The 15,282-nt window shown below is 69.6% G+C and carries 14 protein-coding genes; 5 read left to right on the forward strand and 9 right to left on the reverse strand.

Translation table 11 applies throughout. The annotated features are described in order from the left end of the window. Nucleotides 1–2 precede the first annotated feature (2 nt). From AMO33_RS19070 to AMO33_RS19080, 3 genes are all read right to left on the reverse strand, one after another. The gene (locus AMO33_RS19070) at nucleotides 3–917 is read right to left on the reverse strand and encodes an aminotransferase class IV (protein WP_011206851.1); all 915 of its coding nucleotides are present in this window, start codon (nucleotides 915–917) and stop codon (nucleotides 3–5) included. Between the two features lie 189 nt (nucleotides 918–1,106). Continuing rightward, a complete protein-coding gene (locus AMO33_RS19075) occupies nucleotides 1,107–2,141 on the reverse strand; it encodes an aspartate-semialdehyde dehydrogenase (RefSeq protein WP_011206848.1) in 1,035 nt (344 codons plus the stop codon). Between the two features lie 3 nt (nucleotides 2,142–2,144). Next, the gene (locus AMO33_RS19080) at nucleotides 2,145–3,410 is read right to left on the reverse strand and encodes an aspartate kinase (protein WP_011206847.1); all 1,266 of its coding nucleotides are present in this window, start codon (nucleotides 3,408–3,410) and stop codon (nucleotides 2,145–2,147) included. A 163-nt stretch (nucleotides 3,411–3,573) separates the two neighbouring features. On the opposite strand from AMO33_RS19080, the gene AMO33_RS19085 reads away from it, so the two are divergent. Further along, a complete protein-coding gene (locus AMO33_RS19085; protein WP_060593780.1) occupies nucleotides 3,574–3,978 on the forward strand; it encodes a secondary thiamine-phosphate synthase enzyme YjbQ in 405 nt (134 codons plus the stop codon). On the opposite strand, the gene AMO33_RS19090 is transcribed toward AMO33_RS19085, so the two are convergent. Both AMO33_RS19090 and AMO33_RS19095 read right to left on the reverse strand, forming a co-directional pair. After that, a complete protein-coding gene (locus tag AMO33_RS19090; protein ID WP_060593781.1) occupies nucleotides 3,975–4,547 on the reverse strand; it encodes a dihydrofolate reductase family protein in 573 nt (190 codons plus the stop codon). The two genes, AMO33_RS19085 and AMO33_RS19090, sit on opposite strands and share 4 nt — an antisense overlap. A gap of 20 nt (nucleotides 4,548–4,567) precedes the next feature. Beyond that, the gene (locus AMO33_RS19095) at nucleotides 4,568–5,134 is read right to left on the reverse strand and encodes a dihydrofolate reductase family protein (protein WP_060593782.1); all 567 of its coding nucleotides are present in this window, start codon (nucleotides 5,132–5,134) and stop codon (nucleotides 4,568–4,570) included. Between the two features lie 70 nt (nucleotides 5,135–5,204). Between AMO33_RS19095 and AMO33_RS19100 the strand changes: the two genes are divergently transcribed. The 3 genes from AMO33_RS19100 to AMO33_RS19110 all read left to right on the forward strand — a co-directional run bounded on the left by AMO33_RS19100 (nucleotide 5,205) and on the right by AMO33_RS19110 (nucleotide 7,790). Continuing rightward, on the forward strand, nucleotides 5,205–5,777 hold the full coding sequence (locus tag AMO33_RS19100; protein ID WP_011206844.1) for a TetR/AcrR family transcriptional regulator: 573 nt from the start codon (nucleotides 5,205–5,207) through the stop codon (nucleotides 5,775–5,777). Nucleotides 5,778–6,023: 246 nt separating this feature from the next. Further along, nucleotides 6,024–6,479: an SRPBCC family protein gene (locus AMO33_RS19105; RefSeq protein ID WP_011206843.1), complete on the forward strand. Its 456-nt coding sequence runs from the start codon at nucleotides 6,024–6,026 to the stop codon at nucleotides 6,477–6,479. 99 nt (nucleotides 6,480–6,578) lie between these two features. Further along, nucleotides 6,579–7,790 carry a low temperature requirement protein A gene (locus AMO33_RS19110; RefSeq protein ID WP_011206842.1) on the forward strand — a complete coding sequence of 404 codons (1,212 nt, stop codon included), beginning with the start codon at nucleotides 6,579–6,581 and terminating at the stop codon, nucleotides 7,788–7,790. A gap of 3 nt (nucleotides 7,791–7,793) precedes the next feature. Here the strand turns inward: AMO33_RS19110 and AMO33_RS19115 are convergent, their stop codons facing one another. From AMO33_RS19115 to AMO33_RS19130, 4 genes are all read right to left on the reverse strand, one after another. Next, nucleotides 7,794–8,651, reverse strand: coding sequence for a hypothetical protein (locus AMO33_RS19115; protein ID WP_011206841.1), 858 nt, complete (start codon nucleotides 8,649–8,651; stop codon nucleotides 7,794–7,796). A 104-nt stretch (nucleotides 8,652–8,755) separates the two neighbouring features. Then, nucleotides 8,756–10,375 carry a GMC oxidoreductase gene (locus tag AMO33_RS19120; protein ID WP_060593783.1) on the reverse strand — a complete coding sequence of 540 codons (1,620 nt, stop codon included), beginning with the start codon at nucleotides 10,373–10,375 and terminating at the stop codon, nucleotides 8,756–8,758. A 91-nt stretch (nucleotides 10,376–10,466) separates the two neighbouring features. Continuing rightward, the gene (locus tag AMO33_RS19125; RefSeq protein ID WP_240327262.1) at nucleotides 10,467–12,143 is read right to left on the reverse strand and encodes an alpha/beta hydrolase; all 1,677 of its coding nucleotides are present in this window, start codon (nucleotides 12,141–12,143) and stop codon (nucleotides 10,467–10,469) included. 71 nt (nucleotides 12,144–12,214) lie between these two features. Next, entirely contained in the window at nucleotides 12,215–12,982 is a 768-nt protein-coding gene (locus AMO33_RS19130; RefSeq protein ID WP_060593785.1) for a sulfite exporter TauE/SafE family protein, read from the reverse strand. A 264-nt stretch (nucleotides 12,983–13,246) separates the two neighbouring features. On the opposite strand from AMO33_RS19130, the gene leuA reads away from it, so the two are divergent. Beyond that, nucleotides 13,247–15,040, forward strand: a complete 1,794-nt coding sequence (gene leuA / locus AMO33_RS19135; protein ID WP_041559760.1) for a 2-isopropylmalate synthase — start codon at nucleotides 13,247–13,249, stop codon at nucleotides 15,038–15,040. The last annotated feature ends 242 nt before the right edge of the window (nucleotides 15,041–15,282 follow it).

A 15,282-nucleotide genomic window follows, 5' to 3' on the forward strand; every position in this document is an offset into this window, starting at 1 on the left:
GCTCAGTCCAGTTCGGTGACCCAGCCGTGCACCTCGTCGGTGCGCAGCGCGGCCGCATGCCGTTTGCGCAGCGCCTGCGACACCGGGCCGGGCGCGCCGTCGGCCACCACGCGACCGTCCACCTCGAGCACCGGCGCCGCGCCCGCCGAGGTGCCGGTGACGAAGACTTCGTCGGCGATGTACAACTCGGTGAGGTCGACGGTGCGCTCCTGCACCGGGATGCCGTCCTCGGCCGCCAGGGTGAGGATGGTGCGGCGGTTGATGCCGTCGAGGATGTCGCAGGAGACGTCGGGGGTGATCAGCGTGCCGCCGCGGACCAGGAAGATGTTGGCGGCGCTGAGTTCACAGACGTGGCCGTTGCCGTCGAGGAAGATGCAGTCGTCGTAGCCGCTGTCGATGGCGTCCTGCTTGGCCAGCACCGAGTTCACGTAGGCGCCGTTGACCTTGGCGCGCGAGGGAATCGCGTTGTCGGGGATCCGCCGCCACGGACTGGACTTCAAGCGCATGCCGTCCTGCGGGACGATCGGCACGGCGTCGTAGACGAACATGCTCATCCGGATCTCGCAGCCGCGCACCCGCGTGCCCGGAATCGACTCCACCACGTGCACGGTGGCGCGCACGAACACGTCCTCGCGCGGGGCGTTGGCCGCGATCAGCGCACGCACCGCGGCGGTGAACCGGCTGAAATCCCACTCGTGGGCGAACCGGTCGATGCCGATGATCTTGCAGGACTCCTCGAGCCGCCGGAAATGGTCGTCGAGCCGGAACGCGGTGCGCCGTGCCCCGTCCACGTGCACCGGGAACACCGTGTACACGCTCAGCCCGTACAGGACCGCCGCCGAGGCCACCCCCACCTGCGCGTCCTGCGCCGCCACGAGCCGATCACCGAAAAACACCTGAGGATGCGGATTCGCCATCGCCGCAGGCTAACAGCCGCCCGCTCGCAGCGGCGACCCCATTTTCCGGCGGGCTCACGCCATCCATTCCGTAGATCACGATCCCACCGCCCTCGGTGACGCACTGCTCCTCGGTGATGAATCCCTACACCGGACAAGACGCAGCACCGGCCGGGTCGATTCCGGCCGGTGCTGGGGAGGTTCGTCCGCTCAGCGCTGGCTGAGGAGGACTTCGGCGATCTGGATGGTGTTGAGCGCAGCGCCTTTTCGGAGGTTGTCGCCGGAGACGAACAGGGCGAGTCCGCGGCCGTCGGGGACGCCGGGGTCCTGGCGGATGCGGCCGACGAGGGACTCGTCGATGCCCGCGGCCTGTAGCGGGGTGGGGACGTCGACGAGCTTGACGCCGGGGGCCTTGCCGAGCAGTTCCTCGGCGCGCTCCACCGAGAGCGGCTCGGCGAACTCGGCGTTGATCGACAGCGAGTGACCGGTGAACACCGGCACGCGCACGCAGGTGCCGCTGACCGCGAGGTCGGGCAGGCCGAGGATCTTGCGGCTCTCGTTGCGCAGCTTCTGGTCCTCGTCGGTCTCACCGGAGCCGTCGTCGACGAGCGAGCCCGCCAGCGGGATCACGTCGAAGGCGATCGGCGCGACGTACTTGTTCGGCGCCGGGAACTCGACGGCGCCGCCGTCGTGCACCAGCTTCTCCGCGTCGTCGACCACCGCGCGCACCTGCGAGGCCAGTTCCTCCACACCGGCCAGGCCGCTGCCGGACACCGCCTGGTAGCTGGAGACGATCAACCGCTGCAGGCCCGCCGCGTCGTGCAGCGGTTTGAGCACCGGCATGGCCGCCATCGTGGTGCAGTTCGGATTGGCGATGATGCCCTTGACCAGGTTGCGGGTCTGCTCCGGGTTGACCTCGGAGACCACCAGCGGCACCTCGGGGTCCTTGCGCCAGGCCGAGGAGTTGTCGATGACGGTGACACCCGCGGCCGCGAAACGCGGCGCCTGCACCCGCGACATGGTCGCGCCCGCGGAGAACAGCGCGATGTCGAGACCGGTGGGATCGGCGGTCTCGGTGTCTTCGACGACGATCTCACCGCCGCGCCACGGCAGCTTCTTGCCCGCCGAGCGCGCCGAGGCGAAGAACCGCACCTCGTCGGCCGGGAAGTTGCGCTCCTCCAGCAGTTTCCGCATGACGGCGCCGACCTGGCCGGTCGCGCCGACGACTCCTACCCGTACACCCATGAGTTATCGCCCCGTTCCCGCGTGCACGACGGCGACCTCGTCACCGCCGAGGTCGAAGGCGCGGTGCAGCACCTGCACGGCGTCGTCGAGTTCGGTGTCCTTGACAAGTACCGAGATCCGGATCTCGGAGGTGGAGATCAGATCGATGTTGATGCCCGCGTCCGCCAGCGCCTCGCAGAAGGTGGCGGTGACGCCAGGGTGGCTCTTCATGCCCGCGCCGACCAGCGAGACCTTGCCGATGTGGTCGTCGTAGAGCACCTGCGAGAAGCCGATCTCGCCCTGCCGCTTGGTGAGCATCTCCACCGCGCGGGCGCCCTCGGTCTTGGGCAGCGTGAAGGTGATGTCGGTCTTGCCCGTCTCCACCTTGGAGATGTTCTGCAGCACCATGTCGATGTTGATCTCGGCGTCGGCGACGGCGCGGAACACCTTGGCGGCGTAGCCCGGCTCGTCCGGCAGGCCGACGACGGTCACCTTGGCCTCGCTGCGGTCGTGCGCGACGCCGGTGAGGATTGCTTTCTCCAAGGGGATGTCCTCCATCGATCCGTATACGTAGGTGCCCGGCTTGTCGGTGTAGGACGAGCGGACATGCACGGGCACGTTGTAGCGACGCGCGTACTCGACGCAGCGCAGCATCAGCACTTTGGAACCGCAGGCCGCCATCTCCAGCATCTCCTCGTAGGAGACCTGCTCGAGGCGCTGCGCGTCGGAGACGATGCGCGGATCGGCGGTGAACACCCCGTCCACGTCGGTGTAGATCTCGCAGACGTCGGCTTCCAACGCCGCGGCCAGGGCGACGGCGGTGGTGTCGGAGCCGCCGCGGCCGAGCGTGGTGACGTCCTTGCTGTCCTGGCTGACGCCCTGGAAGCCGGCGACGAGCACGATGGTGCCCTCGTCGAGCGCCTCGCGCAGCCGGCTCGGGGTGACGTCGATGATCTTGGCGTTGCCGTGCGCACCGGTGGTGATGACGCCGGCCTGCGAGCCGGTGAAGGAGCGAGCCTGCGCGCCGAGCGAGTGGATCGCCATCGCGACCAGCGCGTTGGAGATGCGCTCGCCCGCGGTGAGCAGCATGTCCATCTCGCGGGCGGGCGGGGCGGGAGCCACCTGTTCGGCGAGGTCGAGCAGTTCGTCGGTGGTGTCACCCATCGCCGAGCAGACGACGACCACGTCGTGGCCCTGCTTCTTGGTCTCGACGATCCGTTCAGCGACGCGCCGGATGCGCTCGGCACTGGCGACCGAGGATCCTCCGTACTTCTGAACAACGAGAGCCACGACAGGGTCCTCCAAGATCGCTAGCGGCTGCTGACAGCTCCCCAGACTACCGGCCGGGGCCCGCCGGACCGGCGGCTACCTCCACCAGGGTGACGCCCGCCACGCTGCGGTGATCGACTCGCGGGCGGTTGCCGACACCCGGTGTCGCGACGAGCATGGTGCCATGGAGAGCATCGTGATCGACGTCCACACGGGCCGAACCGAAGTCGTGCACGACCTCACTCCGCAGTGCGCGAAGTTCGTGGCCGATCTCGGCGACGGCCTGCTGCACGTGTTCGTCCCGCACGCGACCGCCGGTATCGCGATCATGGAGCTCGGCGCGCGCAGCGACGACGACCTGCTCGCGGCGCTGCGCGACATGCTGCCCGCCGACGACCGCTGGCGGCACGCGCACGGCTCGCGCGGGCACGGCCGCTCGCACGTCATGCCCGCGATGATCGCGCCGTACGCGACGGTGCCCGTGCTCGACGGCGAGCTGGCGCTGGGCACCTGGCAGTCGATCGCGCTGGTCGACCTCAATATCGACAACCCCGATCGCCAGGTGCGCCTGTCGTTCCTGGCGGGCTAGGCGGGTCGGTAGACGGCGACCTCGGTGCCGTTGGCGAAACCTTGCCGCCGCACCGGGGTGAACCGGGTCGGCCCGAACGCCCCCGAGAACATCGGGATGCCGTCGCCCGCGACGACCGGATAGTGCTTGACCACCATCTCGTCGATCTCGTCCCGCAGGGTGGCGGCCAATCTGCCGCCGCCCGCGAGCCAGATGTCGGGCCCGTCGGACGCCTTCAGCTCGCGCACCAGCGCGCGGGGGTCGCGCACCACCCGCACGTCGGGCGCGGGCGCGCTGTCCAGGGTGGTGGACACGACGTACTGGGTCAGGTGCGGATACGGGCTCGCCACGCCGACGGCGAGTCCGGGTTCGTAGGTCGCCCTGCCCATGATCATCGAGCCGAAGCGCCGATTGGGCGCGTCCACGTCCAGGCCGAAGTGCGGGCGCGCGTGGGCAGGCAGGGTCTCCGGGTAGTCGGCGCGCATCCAGTCGAGGAAGTCCTCACCGAGCGGCATGAAGTCGATCTCGCCGTTCGGACCCGCGATGTAGCCGTCGAGGGAGACGCCGACGTAGTAGACGAGGTTGGGCACGGTGTGCTCCTTTCTCGGGCTCAAGCCCGGGTGAACCAGCTGATCTGGGCGCCGCTGTCGAACTGTCGGCGCCGCACGGGGCGGAACTGTCCGGGGCGGAAGCCGCCGGCCACCATCGGCATCCCGGCACCGACGACGACCGGGTAGCTCTTGAGGATCAGTTCATCGATCTCTCCGAGCAGGGCCGCCGCTAGCACACCGCCACCGCACAGCCAGATGTCACCGCCTTCCCGCGCCTTCAGCGCGCGGACGAACTCCGCCGGGTCGTCGCGGACCAGCCGCACCGCCGGGTCCGGCGCCGCGCGGAGGCCGCGCGAGACGACGTACTGGCACAGGTGCGGGTACGGGTCGGTGACGGGCAGGCCCGCGTCGTAGGTGCGCCTGCCCATCAACACGGTGTCGAACCGCGTGTTCGGCGCGTCCGCGGCGATCCCGGCCTGCTCGCGGAAGTCAGCCGGGACGAACTCGGGGTATTGCTCGGTGATCCAGGACATGTCCGGGCTGACGGGGAAGAAGTCCCACTGGTCCGCCGGACCCGCGATGTAGCCGTCCAGGCTCACCCCGACGTAGTAGACGAGCTTGCGCAAGAGCTTCCCCGTTCGTAGTACTCTGATTGAAGTGGTTTGAACGTAGTACTACAGATGGAGTGGTGTCAAGATGCGGACGAATCCCGAGCGGCGGGCCGCGCTGTTGGACGGCGCGATCGAAGTACTGGCCGAGGAGGGTGCGCGCGGGCTGACCTTCCGCGCCGTGGACAAGCGAGCCGGGGTGCCCGCGGGGACGGCGTCGAACTATTTCGGCAATCGCGACGACCTGCTCACCCAGGTGGGCAGCCGGTTCTACGAGCGGCTGCAGCCGAGCGCCGAGGTGATGGCACAGGTGAGCGCCGGGCCCCGGACACGGGAGAACATCGTGAGCCTGATGACCGAGACCGTGGCCAGGGTGTCGGGATTCCGCACCGGCTTCCTGGCGATGCTGGAACTTCGCCTGGAAGCCACCCGCAGGCCGGAACTGCGCGCGGTGCTCACCGATCGGGTGCGCGCCGACCTCGAATTCAATGTGCGCAATCACCTGGAATCCGGGCAACCCGGCGACGCCGAAACCGTGGAACTGCTGTACCTGGCGTTGAATTGGCTGATCTTGGAACACCTCACCCTGCCCGACATCTTCGACGCCGATCGGAGCGCTCACCTGATCGAGACCGCGGTCGCCAGATTGATCAACTCGTGATAGGAATGTGATACCCGTCACGCACATTCGCCAATGCGCACTCCCCGGGCGGAATCCCGTCCTGGACACCCCACACGGCCACCCATCGGCCCGAACCCCCAACTGGTCGAGCGACCACCGTTATTCCGGCCCCCCACCACTACCCGCCAGTAGCCCCCGAAATCGGCAAAACCCGAGGTTGACGGAACGGAACGGCGCTGTGCAGAATCTGCCGCAGTTGATCCACCGGGGGGCGGAGGAACCCGCATGCGCACGAAAACCGATATCCGCTTCACCGTCGATGCCGGCCCGGCCCACGTCCTCGACGTTTTGGCGGCGATCGAATTGCTCCCGGAATGGTCGATGTACCGGGACGCGCGGGTGGCGACCCGGTACGAGAACGGCAGGCCGCGGCGCGTGTACGTCACCGCCGACGTGCTGGGCAGCTCCGATCTGCAGGTGCTGGAATACGAATGGACCGACAACCGCTCGTCCTGGCAGGTGGTGGACAGCTCGCGCGGAATCGGCGGCGGCGGTTGGTTCGAGGTCGCCGAGGACCCGGCGGGCACCCGGGTCTGGTATCACACCGAACTGCAATCCGGACTGCCGCTGCCGGGTTTGCTGATGAAGCGCACGGTGCAGCGCTGGCACGAAACAGTGGCGCAGAACTTCGTCGAATTCGCCGAAAGCTATCCGGAGAACGAGAAATTCCCCTCGCTATAGCGAATGCGCATGATCCCGGATGTCGCGGTGAGCGAAATCCGGCGCGCACACCTGGATGAAGCACGCGCGCCGGGCGTGGTGGGTGCGACGATGTGCACCATGATCGGTTCCAAGCGGGCGCGCTTCCAGCCCGTCACCGAGGGCGCCTCGGTGACGCAGCTCGAGTTGTTCTTCGACCTGGTCATCGTGTTCGCGTTCACGATGGTCACCGACCTGGCCTCGGAGGAGACGACGGCCAAGAACATGCTGCGGGCGCTGCTGGTACTCGCGGTGATGTGGTGGGTGTGGATCTCCTACTCCTGGGTGGGCAACGTGGTCCGCGCCGACGAGGGCCTGTCGCGGGTCGCCATGTTCGTGGCGATGGGTGCGGCGTTCATCGCGGCGCTGACCATCCCGGAGGCCTTCCACGACATGCCCGGCGGCTGGTTCGGCCCGCTGGTGTTCGCCATCGCCTACCTGGTGGCCCGGCTGGTGCACCTGTGGGTGTTCTGGCTGGCCAGCGCCGAGGACGCACAGTTGCGCGGGCAGGTCGCGCGATGGGGCCTCGGCTCGATCACCATCGGCACCACCCTGCTGGTCATCGCGGCCATGACCCACGGCGTGGTACAGATGGCCCTGTGGCTGGCGGCCATCGTCGGCGACATGCTGTGGACGATGGTGGCAGGCGACGACTGGCGGTTGAACTCGGCCAAACACTTCGCCGAACGATACGGCCTGATCATCATCGTCGCACTCGGCGAATCGATCGTCTCCATCGGCATCGGCGTGGCCGGGCTGCCCATCTCCTGGCCGATCACCGTCGCCGCGATGCTCGGGCTCGCGGTGTCCGGACTGCTGTGGTGGGCCTACTTCGACGTGGCCAGCATCGCCGTCGAACACGAACTGAAGACCGCCGACGGACAGCGCCAGATCCAGATCGCCCGTAACTGCTACACCTACTGGCATTTCCCGATGATCGTCGGCATCATCGCGCTCTCGCTCGGCCTGAAGAAGGTGCTCTACTACGTCGGCGACCAGTCCGACCACACGCTGCACGACGCGCTCTACGGCATCCCGCTGTTCGCGCTCTACGGCGGCGTTGTGCTCTACCTGGTGGCGCTGACCGGGTTCAAGTACTACGCCACCCGCGAGTTCTCCACCCAGCGGGTGCTGACCGCGGTCGTGCTGCTCGCCCTGATCCCGCTGGCCGCGGCGCTGCCCGCGCTGATCTCGCTCGGCCTGCTCGCGGCGGTGCTGATGTGCCTGATCGGCTGGGAGATGGTGCGCTTCGCCGAACCGCGCGACCAGATCCGGCACGCGAACGGCGCCTGACACTCACGGCTGGTCCGGCGCCGTCGCGCGCTTGTCGAGGTGGTAGCGCACGGTCTCGTGGTGCGGCGTCGGCCCGTACGCCGAGGGCCGCACCCGTACACCGTCGCGCACCGCGCCGCGGATCTGCTCCACGTTCTCCCGGATCATGTCCGAGACCAGCTCGTCGGTGCGCGGATCGGCCAGCACCTGGAAGACGATGCGGAAGGTGGTGTCGGCGATCAGCCGGATGATCTCGTCGTGGAAGGGGATGTAGCGGACCTTGCCCGCCTGCGGGTCCTTCTTGATGAGTTCGAGGATCATCTCGTCCATCTCGGCGCGGTTCTCCTCCAGCGCCGCGGCGATGTTGCGGGTGTAATGGCCGGTGCGCAGCACGTGCGCCACCTCGTCCAGGACGGCGATGGTCATCGGCCGCTTGATCACCTCGACGATGGTGCGCACGAAGCGGTTCACCACCGCCGCGGTCACCCGGTCGCCGAAGACCCGGTCGGCGACCCTGGCCAGGCGCACCAGGATCACGACGATCCGCAGCAACCGGAAGCCGCGGAACAGCGGACTGGTCACCGGGATCATGCCGAGCACCTCGTACCAGTAGACCAGCGGGAAGGTCCACGGCCAGCCCGCCCGGCGCCAGCGCCACAGGAACTCCGCGGCGAACACCGCGCAGATCGCGTAGTCGATCGTCACCACGACCCGGTAGGTGTGCCCGGAGACCTCGAAGAAGCTGATCCACACCACCAGCGCCACCGAGACCACCGCCAGCGCGAGCATCACGAAGTCGGTCCACAGCGCGGGGGGCTTGCGCGGATAGGTCTCGGACTCCGGTGCGGGCTCGAGATCCGAGCCTGCGGTGCTAGCTACCACGGATGATCCCTTCGACGCCGGTCACCGCCCGAGCGTAACCGCACCCCGCCGCGGCGACGGGCGAACACGGGCCCGCCCGAACCACTTTGGGGAACCGCCCGGGCTCAGCGTCCGTCGCGGATGATCCGCTCGATGTTGCGTTCGGCGAGAGCGGTGATGGTCAGCGACGGGTTGACCGTGGCGGTGCTGCCGGGAATCGCCGCGCCGTCCATCACGTACAGGCCGGGATGTCCGTGCACCCGGCCGTAGCCGTCGGTGGCCTTGCCGAGCACGGCGCCGCCCAGCGGGTGCGCGGTGAACAGGGCGTTGGCGTCGTAGCCGATCGGTCCGTAGCCGACCAGGGAACCGGCGCGTTCGGCGATGCGCTGGTCGACCGTGCGGGCCGCCGCCACCACCTGGTCACGGTTGACCCGGTCCCAGCTCAGCCCGACGCGGCCGTCGGCGGCGTTGTAGCCGAAGCGGGTGCGGGTCGGGTCGAGCACCATGCCGAGCGAGGCCAGCGCGCCGGTCTCGACCGGGATGCCGGGGATGTACCAGCTCTCCAACGTCACCGGCGCGTCGGTCTCGTCGTAGATCCGGCTCGCGCTGGGCACACCCTGGCCGAGCCCGGTCAGCGAGCTGGCGCCGCGGGCGAGCACGACGTCGCCGTTGGTGCCCCAGCCGTCGCCGACGTGCTCGTTGAGATTCGGCAGCGCGCCGGTGGCCTGCGCCCGGACCAGCAGCTCCGAGGTGCCGATCGAGCCGGCGCCGAGGAAGAGCCGGTCGCAGGTGAGCGTGCGGGTGGCCAGCACGTCACCGGTCGGAGCCAGCTTGGTGACGGTGACGGCGTAGCGGCCACCGGACTCCTGCGCGATGGCGTCGACCCGGTGGCCGGGGAACACCGCCGCCTTCCCGGTGTCCTGGGCGTATTTCAGGTAGTTCTGGTTCAGGTCGAACTTGGCGCCGTTGGAGTTGCCGAGGTTGCTGCGGGCGACGGTGGCCGAGGGCCGGGTGGTGCCCGCCAGTTCCCCGCGCAGGATGTCCCAGGTGAAGATCGAGTCGTTGGGCTGCGGCTCGTACCCGGCCTTGCGCACCTGCTCGTCCCAGGCGCGCGAATGGGTGAACGGCGCGGAGTGGTAGATATCGGCGGGCATCGTGCTCAGCCGCAGCATCTGTCGCACCCGCGGGTAGTAGACCCGGTCGAGTTCGTCGTAGTCGACGCTGCCGCGGAAGACCTCGTCGAAGAGTTTGCGCTGCGGGGCGATCATCGCGCCGGTGAAGATCACCGAGCCGCCGCCCACCGCGGCGGCCCGCCACACATCGATGCCCGGGTACTCGGTGCAGTCGAGCACGCCGCCGAAGGAGGCGAAGTGCATCGGCACCTTGGTGACGCCGGTGAAGCTGGTGCGGTGCCAGAAGCCACGGCCGTCGGGCAGATCGTCGCCGGTGAAGATCTCCCGCCACGGGTCGTTGGGCCAGCGCGAACCGCGTTCGAGCACGGTGGTCGCGACGCCGGCCTCGGCCAGCCGCAGCGCGGTGACGGCGGCGCCGAAACCGGAACCGACGACGAGCGCCGGGGAATGCTCCGGTGGATCGGGCAGCGGCGCGAAGATCTCGGGCACCCACTCGCGGAACAGGCCGTTCCACACCGGGTCGGCCGCAGCCGGGCGACCGCCCAGCAACGAACCCGCGCCGGCGAACAGCGCCGCCACACCCGCCGCCTTGAACAGGGCGCGTCTGCGCACCAGGCCACCTCCCTCGTCACACTGGCGAGCGCAGAATAGCGCGGGCCACGTGCATCCGGGGTATCGACGGTGATTCCGGTCCGTTACCCGGTCAGGAGGCGAAGGGCGCCCGGTCGGCGGTGCAGGTCGCGCCGGGTGCGGGCAATTGCAGGTCGATCAGGTACCGCTCGCGCAGGGAGCGCACGCACTCGCCGCCGGGTTCGTGGCCGTAGCCGCCCTCGACCACCACCAGGCGCGCGTTGACCAGCTCCTGCTGGGCCCGCCGAGCGAACTCGAGCGGGGTTGCCGGGTCGTAGCGGTTGTTCACCAGCAGCGCGGGCTTGTCGGAGATCAGCGTCCACGGCCCGGCGACGTGGCGGGCGTCCTGCTCGGGGGTGGGCCAGGCGGCGCACGGCTGACGCATGTACAGCCAGAAGTCGTCGAAGTCCGGTGTCGCCACGGGTGTCTCCTGCGCCAGCGCGGGCCAGCGGGCGGGGTCGCGCGGCAGGGTGGCGTCGGCGCAGGTGATCGCGGTGAAGGAGTCGAGGAAGTCGAGCGGGGTGGCGCCGCCGGCGAGCGCCTGCCGCACCGGGGCCGGATCGCCGTGGGGACCGCGGTCGAGTTCGGCGAGCAGGCCCGCCAGCGCCGGCCAGCCCTGCCGCGGGTCGTAGAGCAGCAGCGCATGCGCCTGCACGACCTCGGCGTAACCGACGCGCACCGCCTGCTCGCCCGTGCCGACGGTGATCGGGCCGGTGCGCAACCGCTCGAGCAGCGCGGCGTCCCTGGCCCGCAGGCGCTCGACGTCCGCCTCGGCCGGGCCCGCGGCGGTGGTGAGGGTGACGCTGGGCCGCTCGGTACCCGAACTGCCCGCCTTCTCGGCTGCTCCCGGCCCGCTCTCGCCGACCAGTTCGCTGCGCTCACCGCCCTCGGCGAACGCGCACTCCGGCCGGCCCGCCTGCGCGCACAGCCGCAGGAACTCCTCGAACACCTCGGCGGTGCCCGCGGCGGTGCCGGCGATCTCGGCGCGGGTGTCGCCGCCGTAGACCGCCGGATCGATCACCGAGGTGAGGTGCAGTGCGCGCACCCGCTCACCGAACAACGCGCCGTAGACCTGGCCCAGATAGGTCGCGTACGAGCCGCCGGTGAAGGTCAGGCGGTCCTCGCCGACCGCGCGGCGCAGCAGATCCAGATCGCGCGCGGCGTCGACGGTGGTCAGATGCGGGAGCAGCGCGCCGCTGTGCCGGGCGCAGCCCTCCGCGTAGGCCCGCGCGGCCCGCTCGGCGGCGAGCTGCTGCTCGGCGTCGGCCGGCGGCAGGATCATCGTCGACCAGAACCGCTCCTGCTCGGCCGCATCCGCGAAGCAGCGCACCGGCGCGCTGGCACCCACCCCGCGCTGATCGAAGGTGACGACGTCGAACCGGCGGCTGATCTCGCCCGGGAACATCGGCCCGCCACGGGCCCAGTCCAGCCCGGAATTGCCCGGACCGCCCGCGGCGGCGAACAGCGTGCCGAGCCGCCGCTGCGGGTCGCCTGCCCGCTGCCGGACCAGGGCCAGCTCGATGGTCTCGCCGTCGGGCCGCGCGTAATCCAGCGGCACCCGCGCCGCCGCGCACTCGTATCCGGCCAGCTGTTGCTCGGCACAGTCGGTCCAGTCCAGCCGCGGCGTCGCCGCCGCATCGGCCTGTGCGGCCAGCTGCCCCAGCGCCGTCTGCTTTTGTACCGCCCCCGCGCACCCGGCCGCCAGCGGCAGCATCGCCACGACCACCAGCGCGATCCTCCACCTACCCACGTGCACATCCTGCGCTGCCACACCCCGGGCTGTCGTCATCCTCGATGACGACTTCACCCTGTGTCCGACCCTCATGTGGCGAGCAGCCGCACCACCGCGATGCTGCCCACCACCACGATCACCGCGCGCAGCACGTTCGGCGGCAGCCGCCTGCCCACCCCGGCGCCCAGCTGTCCGCCGACGATCGCACCCGCCGCGATCAACGCCACCACCGTCCAGTTCACCTCGGCCACCACGATGAAGATCACCGCCGCGACGCCGTTCACCAGCAGGGCGAGCACGTTCTTCACCCCGTTCAGGCGCTGGATGTCCTCGTGCACCAGCACACCGAGCAGACCGAGCAGCAACACGCCCTGCGCGGCGCCGAAGTAGCCGCCGTAGATGCCGGTGGCGTAGACCGCGGCCCACAGGACCGGTCCGCCGTGCGCGGGCGCCTCCCCGGTCGCGGCCTCGCGCCGTTTCTTCACCCAGGCCGACAACCGCGGCTGCACCACCACCAGGATCAACGCCAGCACGATGAGGACCGGGACGATCGCGTCGAAGGCGTCCGAGGGCAGCACGAGCAGCAGCACCGCGCCGGTGATGCCGCCCAGCAGCGAGGCGCTGCCCAATTGCAGCAACCGCGTGCGTTGCCCGCTGAGCTCGCGCCGGTAGCCGATCGCGCCGCTGAGCGACCCCGGCACCAGGCCGATGGTGTTGGACACGTTCGCCGTCACCGGCGGCAGCCCGAAGGCGAGCAGGACCGGGAAGGTGATGAGGGTGCCCGACCCGACGACGGTGTTGATGCCGCCCGCCGCCACGCCCGCGCCGAGGATCGCCAGGTGTTCGAGCCAAGTCATCGCCAGTTCCTTCGACGTCCCCCGAGCACCCGGCCGGGCAGCAAACCTTCAGTTCGACAGCACGGTATCGGCACCCCGGCACACCACGCGCAATCGGACCCGGTCTTACCCGCCCGGCGCGGCAGGCGCTAAACTGGCCGACATCATGCAGCGGGCTCTTCTTCTCGGCCGCCGCGACGGGGTCTGATCGGACCGGCTCCCGTCGCGGGGTTAAGCCGTGCCGGTCGACCCATTACTGGGATTCCACCAACCCTGGAGAATTGCATGTCCCCCGCTGACGCCTACGTATCCGGCTCGCGCCACATCACCGCTCCGTCGAAGCCTGCCCCCGCCGACCAGCCCGCCTGGAACGCGCAGAAGAACTCCTCGATGCCTGCCTACCGGTACCGGCCGTTCGCCGAGGAGGTCGAGCCCGTCACGCTGCCCGACCGCACCTGGCCCGACAAGGTCATCGATCGCGCGCCCGGCTGGTGCGCGGTGGACCTGCGCGACGGCAACCAGGCGCTGATCGACCCGATGAGCCCGGCCCGCAAGCGCCGCATGTTCGATCTGCTGGTGCGGATGGGCTACAAGGAGATCGAGGTCGGTTTCCCCTCGGCCAGCCAGACCGACTACGACTTCGTGCGCGAGATCATCGAGGACAACGCGATCCCCGACGACGTCACGATCCAGGTGCTGACCCAGTGTCGCCCCGAGCTGATCGAGCGCACCTTCGAGGCGTGCGCGGGCGCGGCCAACGTGATCGTGCACTTCTACAACTCGACCTCCATCCTGCAGCGCCGGGTGGTGTTCCGCGCCGACCGCGAGCAGGTGAAGAAGATCGCCACCGACGCGGCGAAGCTGTGCTTGGAGGTGGAGAAGCGCTACCCCGACACCAACTGGCGCTACGAATACAGCCCGGAGTCCTACACCGGCACCGAGCTGGAGTACGCGCGGGAGGTGTGCGACGCGGTGTCGGAGATCATCGCGCCGACGCCGGAGAAGCCGCTGATCATCAACCTGCCCGCCACCGTCGAGATGGCGACCCCGAACGTCTACGCCGATTCGATCGAGTGGATGAGCCGCAACCTGGCCCGTCGTGAATCGATCGTGCTGTCGCTGCACCCGCACAACGATCGCGGCACCGCGGTGGCCGCGGCCGAGCTGGGCTACCAGGCGGGCGCCGACCGCATCGAGGGCTGCCTGTTCGGCAACGGTGAGCGCACCGGCAACGTCTGCCTGGTGACGCTGGGCATGAACATGTTCTCCCGGGGCATCGACCCGCAGATCGACTTCTCCGACATCGACGAGATCCGGCGCACGGTCGAGTACTGCAACCAGCTGCCCGTGCACGAGCGCCACCCCTACGGCGGCGACCTGGTGTACACCGCGTTCTCCGGCAGCCACCAGGACGCCATCAACAAGGGCCTGGACGCGATGAAGGCCGCCGCGGACGCGCAGAACGCCGACGTCTCCGACATCGTCTGGGAGGTGCCCTACCTGCCGATCGACCCGAAGGACGTGGGGCGCACCTACGAGGCCGTCATCCGGGTGAACTCGCAGTCCGGCAAGGGCGGCGTCGCCTACATCATGAAGACCGACCACGGCCTGGTGCTGCCGCGCCGGCTGCAGATCGAGTTCTCCCAGGTGGTGCAGAAGATCACCGACGGCGAGGGCGGCGAGGTCACCCCGAAGGAGATGTGGGACGTCTTCCACGAGGAGTACCTGGCCCCGATCCGGCCGCTGGAGCGGATCCGGCAGAAGGTGACCGCGGCCGAGACCGACGGCGGCGTCGACTCGATCACCGCGGTGGTCAAGGTCGACGGTGTCGAGCAGGAGATCACCGGCCAGGGCAACGGCCCGCTCGCGGCGTTCGTCGACGCCATCGCGACCGTCGGCTACGACGTGCGGGTGCTGGACTACTCCGAGCACGCGATGTCCGCCGGTGACGACGCGCAGGCGGCCGCCTACGTCGAGTGCGCGATCGGCGACAAGGTGGTCTGGGGCGTCGGTATCGCCACGTCGATCACCACCGCGTCGCTGCGCGCGGTCGTCTCCGCGGTCAACCGGGCACACTGATCGAACGAACACGGCCGGGCCCCACCGCGTTACGGGGCCCGGCCGTTTCGTGTCCCGTGGGCCGGGGGGTGCGTGCGGGCAGGCCGGGCCACGAGCGGATCGCGGTCGCCCGCGGAAATCAGCAGGTGGGGCGGTGCCGGGCACGCCCTGCGCGCCCCCGGGACCACCTGCTAGCGTTGGTTTTGCACGCAAGCGCCGAGCTCTCTGCTCGATATCCCGAGCAGATGGGGGAACTGTGACAA

Origin of the sequence: Nocardia farcinica (assembly GCF_001182745.1) — a bacterium.
Classification (GTDB): domain Bacteria; phylum Actinomycetota; class Actinomycetes; order Mycobacteriales; family Mycobacteriaceae; genus Nocardia; species Nocardia farcinica.

Coding starts and splice junctions, on each gene's coding strand:
- leuA (WP_041559760.1), top strand. CDS start 13,247: ATGTCCCCCGCTGACGCCTACGTATCCGGCTCGCGCCACATCACCGCT.
- AMO33_RS19130 (WP_060593785.1), bottom strand. CDS start 12,982: ATGACTTGGCTCGAACACCTGGCGATCCTCGGCGCGGGCGTGGCGGCG.
- AMO33_RS19075 (WP_011206848.1), bottom strand. CDS start 2,141: ATGGGTGTACGGGTAGGAGTCGTCGGCGCGACCGGCCAGGTCGGCGCC.
- AMO33_RS19085 (WP_060593780.1), top strand. CDS start 3,574: ATGGAGAGCATCGTGATCGACGTCCACACGGGCCGAACCGAAGTCGTG.
- AMO33_RS19100 (WP_011206844.1), top strand. CDS start 5,205: ATGCGGACGAATCCCGAGCGGCGGGCCGCGCTGTTGGACGGCGCGATC.
- AMO33_RS19110 (WP_011206842.1), top strand. CDS start 6,579: ATGATCGGTTCCAAGCGGGCGCGCTTCCAGCCCGTCACCGAGGGCGCC.
- AMO33_RS19070 (WP_011206851.1), bottom strand. CDS start 917: ATGGCGAATCCGCATCCTCAGGTGTTTTTCGGTGATCGGCTCGTGGCG.
- AMO33_RS19105 (WP_011206843.1), top strand. CDS start 6,024: ATGCGCACGAAAACCGATATCCGCTTCACCGTCGATGCCGGCCCGGCC.